Annotated in this window: 5 protein-coding genes and 1 pseudogene; 4 read left to right on the forward strand and 2 right to left on the reverse strand. The window is 69.6% G+C overall.

Annotated features, from left to right (window positions below):
• From JHC79_RS13035 to JHC79_RS13045, 3 genes and pseudogenes are all read left to right on the forward strand, one after another.
• Positions 1-714 (forward strand): annotated as a pseudogene (locus JHC79_RS13035) (hypothetical protein); the annotation flags it as partial.
• Positions 711-1,448 carry a response regulator transcription factor gene (locus JHC79_RS13040; RefSeq protein WP_296391408.1) on the forward strand — a complete coding sequence of 246 codons (738 nt, stop codon included), beginning with the start codon at positions 711-713 and terminating at the stop codon, positions 1,446-1,448. The pseudogene JHC79_RS13035 and the gene JHC79_RS13040, both read left to right, overlap by 4 nt.
• Positions 1,448-2,473 carry a HAMP domain-containing sensor histidine kinase gene (locus JHC79_RS13045; protein WP_296391410.1) on the forward strand — a complete coding sequence of 342 codons (1,026 nt, stop codon included), beginning with the start codon at positions 1,448-1,450 and terminating at the stop codon, positions 2,471-2,473. Before JHC79_RS13040 ends, JHC79_RS13045 begins: the two co-directional genes overlap by 1 nt.
• Before the next feature lie 6 nt (positions 2,474-2,479).
• On the opposite strand, the gene JHC79_RS13050 is transcribed toward JHC79_RS13045, so the two are convergent.
• Positions 2,480-3,505, reverse strand: coding sequence for an NAD(P)-dependent oxidoreductase (locus JHC79_RS13050; protein ID WP_296391411.1), 1,026 nt, complete (start codon positions 3,503-3,505; stop codon positions 2,480-2,482).
• A complete protein-coding gene (locus tag JHC79_RS13055; protein WP_296391414.1) occupies positions 3,505-4,308 on the reverse strand; it encodes an S-methyl-5'-thioadenosine phosphorylase in 804 nt (267 codons plus the stop codon). Before JHC79_RS13055 ends, JHC79_RS13050 begins: the two co-directional genes overlap by 1 nt.
• A 60-nt stretch (positions 4,309-4,368) precedes the next feature.
• On the opposite strand from JHC79_RS13055, the gene JHC79_RS13060 reads away from it, so the two are divergent.
• The coding region (locus tag JHC79_RS13060) for a hypothetical protein (RefSeq protein ID WP_296391416.1) at positions 4,369-5,099 on the forward strand (731 nt) is incomplete at its 3' end.

Below are 5,099 nucleotides of genomic sequence, written 5' to 3' on the forward strand. Positions count from 1 at the left end.
CGTCGCATCGCGCCGTTCCTCGCCCTCACACCGGGTGCGGTGTGGATCGGCGTCTCGGCCGACGGCTACTTCATGGGTGTCGCCGCGTGGGGCATCGCGCTGCTCGCCATCGCATCGACCTCGACGCAGACCCGGTGGACGGCGACCGCGGGCATCGCCTCCGGCCTCGTCCTGGGCTGGGGCATCTTCCTCAATTACGGACTCACCCTCATGGGGGTGATCGCCCTCGGCGTCCTGATCATCGCCCGGCAGTGGCGTCCACTGCTCTACGCGATCCCCGCCGCCCTCGTCGTCGTGGGCGTCTTCGCGGCGTTCGGGTTCTGGTGGCTGGACGGATATCACCTGGTCACCGACCGCTACTACCAGGGCATCGCCAGCGACCGCCCGTTCTCGTACTGGGTGTGGGGCAACTTCGCCGCGACGCTGTGCGCAGTGGGTCCGGCGGTCGCGATCGGCCTCGGCCGCAGCATGCGCTGGACCCCGATCCGCACCCGCAACGCAGTGGTCGTGCTCGGCCTCGCTGCGCTGCTCGCGATGCTCATCGCCGACCTCAGTGCCCTGAGCAAGGCCGAGACCGAACGCATCTGGCTGCCGTTCAGCATGTGGACGTTGGTGACCACCGCCCTGATCCCACCGCGCTGGACACGCGTGTGGCTGGCCGGGCAGGTGGCCACGGCGTTGCTGATCAACCACCTGGTGTTCACGTACTGGTGAGCGTCCCTGCCGACGGCCGGCGCTCGCGCGTCCTGCTCGCCGATGACAACCCCGTGGTCAGCGACGTCGTCCGGCGCTACCTCGAGCGCGACGGCGTCGAGGTCGAGATGGTCGACGACGGGGCGCAGGCGTTGGAGGCCCTGGACCGGGCCGGCCGCGCCGGCGCCGACATCGACCTGGTCATCCTGGACGTGATGATGCCGGTGCTCGACGGTCTCAGTGCGCTGCGGGCCATGCGCTCGGGCGCACACCGACAGGTGCCGGTCATCCTGCTCACCGCGCTCGGCGAGGAGGAGGACCGGGTGGTCGGATTCGAGGCGGGTGCCGACGACTACGTCACCAAACCGTTCAGTCCGCGTGAGCTGGCGTTGCGGGTGGCCTCGGTCCTGCGCCGCTCCGGCACCGTCACGCCGAGCATCGACACCACCGGCGCGGGTGCGTCGCCGGTGATCCGCGACGGGGTGATCGTGCTCGATGCCGACGCCCGGACGGTGACGGTGTCGGGTCGGGCGATCTCGACGACCAAGCGTGAGTTCGACCTGCTGGCGTTCTTCCTGGGCAACCCCGGGGTCGTGTTCAGCCGCGAACAGTTGCTCTCCGAGGTCTGGGAGTGGACATTCGGAGACATGTCCACGGTCACGGTGCACGTCAAACGACTCCGCGCGAAGCTCGGCGACGCCGCGTCGTTGGAGACGGTCTGGGGCCAGGGGTACCGCTGGGACCGGAGCAGCTGATGGACAACGACATCGGATCCATCGTCGTCACGGCCCTGCTGTGGTCGACCCCGGTCACCGTGGCCGGCACCGCGGTCCTCCTGCTGGTCCGGCGACGTTCGCTGGTCGTCAGCAACGTCATCCTGGTGTTGACGCCGCTGGTCGCGCTGTTGTCGGGCCTGATCGGCGTCAGCGGGTTCATGTTCACCAACGACCTCAAACGCACCGTCACCGTCCTTGCGACGGTCTTCCTCGTGGCCATCCCGGCCTCGGTCGCGCTCGCCCGGTTCCAGGCCCGACGCACGGTGTGGGAGCGGCAGATCCGTGACCAGGAACGCGCCGCCGAGCACTCCCGACGAGAGCTGATCGCGTGGATCAGTCACGATCTGCGGACCCCGCTCGCCGACATCCGTGCCGTCGCCGAGGCGCTCACCGACAGCGTCGTCACCGACACCACCGAGGTGACCCGATTCGCCCAGCTGATCGACCAGGACGCGATCCGGCTGTCGGCAATGGTCGACGACCTGTTCGAGATGTCGAAGATCAACTCCGGGGCACTGCGCCTGGACCGCGAGGCGGTGGATCTGCGCGAGGTGGTCGACGAGGTCGCCGCGGCGTCGACACCGACCGCGGCCCGCGCCGGCGTCGGGTTCGAGTTGTCGGTGCCGCCCGCGGTGGTACCCGTCTACGCCGACACCCGCGCGCTCGCTCGCGTGCTGACCAACCTGGTGATCAACGCGATCGCGCACACCCCCGAGGGCGGCACGGTGACCATCGGGATCGAGGTGGTCACCGACGGCGCGGTGGTCCGCGTGGACGACACCGGGCCCGGCATCGCCGACGACGACCTGGCACGGATCTTCGACGTCGCCTACCGCGGCACCGCCGCGCGGACGCCGCCCGGCGAACGCGGCCTCCCCGCCGGATCGGGCATGGGCCTCGCGATCGCCGAGGGCCTCGTCCTGGCGCACCAGGGACGGATCTCGGTGAGCAACCGCCATCCCGGCAGCCGCTTCGAGGTCACCCTGCCGCTGCACCGCGGCTGAGGTTCGTCAGCGCAGCGGCGCTGTCGCGAACTCGCGGATTCCGTCGGCCGGCGACACCGACGCGGTGAACCCGAGCACCTCGGTGGCGCGGGCCGGGTCGGCGACGATGTGTCGGACGTCGCCGGGCCGGAAGCGGCCGGTGGTCACCGGGTCCGGTCCGTCGATGGCCTTGCACAGCTCGGCGGCCACTTCGCCGATCGTGATCGGCTGTCCGGAACAGACATTGAATGCATCGAATCCCGGCGGTGTGCTCTCGATGGCCGTGACGTTGGCCCGGGCGATGTCGTCGACGTGGACGAAGTCGCGCATCTGACCGCCGTCCTCGAACACCGTGGGCGCCATGCCCGACTCGAGCTGCGACCGGAAGATGGCGGCGACGCCGGCGTACGGGGTGTCGCGCGGCATGTGCGGCCCGTAGACGTTGTGATAGCGCAGCGCGGTGACCTGGCCGCCGGTCTCCAGGGTCCAGGCCTTCGCGAACGCCTCCTGCGCGGCTTTGCTTGCCGCGTAATAGCTTCGGGGCGCGATCGGCGCGCTCTCCGGTGTGAGCGCCCACTGCGCGGGGGTGCCGTCGGCGAGGTAGCGCTCGAAGTGTCCGGCCTCGAGAGCCTCGGTGGTGCGCGCAGGTGGGTCGACCGTTGCGCCGACGGCGTCGGTGTAGGTGCCGTCGCCGTAGACCACCATCGACGAGGCGAGGACCAGCCTGCTCACGCCCGCCCGGTACATCGCGGCCAGCAGTCGAGCGGTGACGAGGTCGTTGTCGGCGGCGTAGTCGGGAGCGTCCCGGGCATCGACACCTGCACCGACCATCGCGGCCTGATGACACACGACGTCGACGCCGCCGAGCATCGAATCGATGTCCGCGGTACGGAGATTGGCGACCGTCACGCCGTCGGGCGCGGTGGCGTCGGGGCCGTGCGCGGCCGGGATCATGCCGTCGACGGCGACGACCTCGTGGCCCCGCGCCTCGAGTTGCGCACGGATGTGGGAGCCGATGAACCCGGCAGCGCCGGTCAACAGAACGGTGCTCATCAGACGCTCGCGATCAGTGCGTCGACGTCGTGGCCGCCCTGGGCGCAGTCGCAGTCGGCGATTGCGTCAGCCGCCACCACCGATCGTGTCAGAACACCTTTGAGCATCTCCAGGCTCTTCTCGAACACCGCGTACACCTCGGCTTCGGACACTCCCTCGCCCTCACTGACCCCGGCGTCGGTGTCGGTGACGAGAGCGACTGCGGCGTAACACATCTTGAGCTCACGGGCCAGGACGGCCTCGGGGTGCCCGGTCATGTTCACCAGCGTCCAACCCTGGCGCGCGAACCACTGACTCTCGGCGCGGGTGGAGAAGCGCGGTCCCTCGATGACCACCATCGTCCCGCCGTCGATGGAGTCGGGCGCCGCCGAGTGTGCTGCGGAGCGCAGCTGTGGGCAGTAGGGATCCGCGAAGCTGACGTGCACCGCCGAGGTGTCGAAGAACGTGTGGGTGCGTCCCGAGGTGCGGTCGACGAGTTGGTCGGGGATGACCAACGTCCCCGGCCCGATGTCGGTCGTGAGGCTGCCGACCGCGCACGGCGCGAAGACGCGTCGGACACCGAGTGACCGCAGCGCCCACATGGTGGCGCGGTACGGGACGGTGTGCGGCGCGTACTCGTGGTTGCGGCCGTGTCGGGGCACGAACGCGACCTGCACGCCGTCGACGGTTCCGACGGAGATCGGGGCGCTGGGCGCGCCGAACGGGGTGTCCACGACCACCTCCTCCGATCCCGAGTCGAAGAAGGAGTAGAAGCCGGTGCCGCCGATCACGCCGATCGTTGCGCGGTCTTGCTGGTCGCTCATGGTGACAACACTGCCCGATGACGCCCGACCCTGCAGGTGGCGGGGGTAGCGTCTCGGCGCATGGATGTCCGAGTTCCCTCCTGGGTCGAGTTGATGGGCCGGCATGCGGCGGCCGGGACGTCGTTCCTCAGCGCCTCACTGCGGTTCACCGTCGCCGATGACGCAGCGCCGGTCGACGACCGGTTCCGGTTCTGGCACGGTCCGCAGAACCGGTGGCGGATCGAGTCGGGCGATGAGGTGGTCTACGTCCGAGGTCCCGACGCGACGGTGCTGCGGGGAGGCGACGGCCAGATGAGGCGCCAGGTGGCCGACATCGTTCTACCGCTCCTCGGGCAGGTCAATCCTCTCGACCTCCTGGGCTCGGAGTCGATGCTGATGAAGATGAGTCAGGACGCGTACGTCGGGCCCGCGGCGTCTGTGCTTGTCGACGGGCGACCAGGGTGGTCGGTGCCGATCGGCACGAGCGACTCCGCTGCGATGACTGTGGTGCTCGACGACGAGACCGGGATGACGCTGCGGATGGAGTCCGCCGGACAGATCGCCGTCGCCGCGGTCTCCGACATCTCCGTCCACGACGAACTCCCCGATTCGGTGTTCACCTGGGACGGCCCACTAGCCGACATCGACGACCCATCACACCGAGGAGATCGTGACGCCGATCGCCACCGAGCGCGCCTCGACATCCTCACCGCAATCCACCGGGCTCTCGATCGCCGAACCGAGGTGTTCGAGGTGGTCACCCGATCCGCCGAGCCTGAGGACGCCGTCGCCGCCGTGCGCCACTTACTGGA

The organism is Williamsia sp. (assembly GCF_016462415.1).
GTDB lineage: Bacteria > Actinomycetota > Actinomycetes > Mycobacteriales > Mycobacteriaceae > Williamsia_A.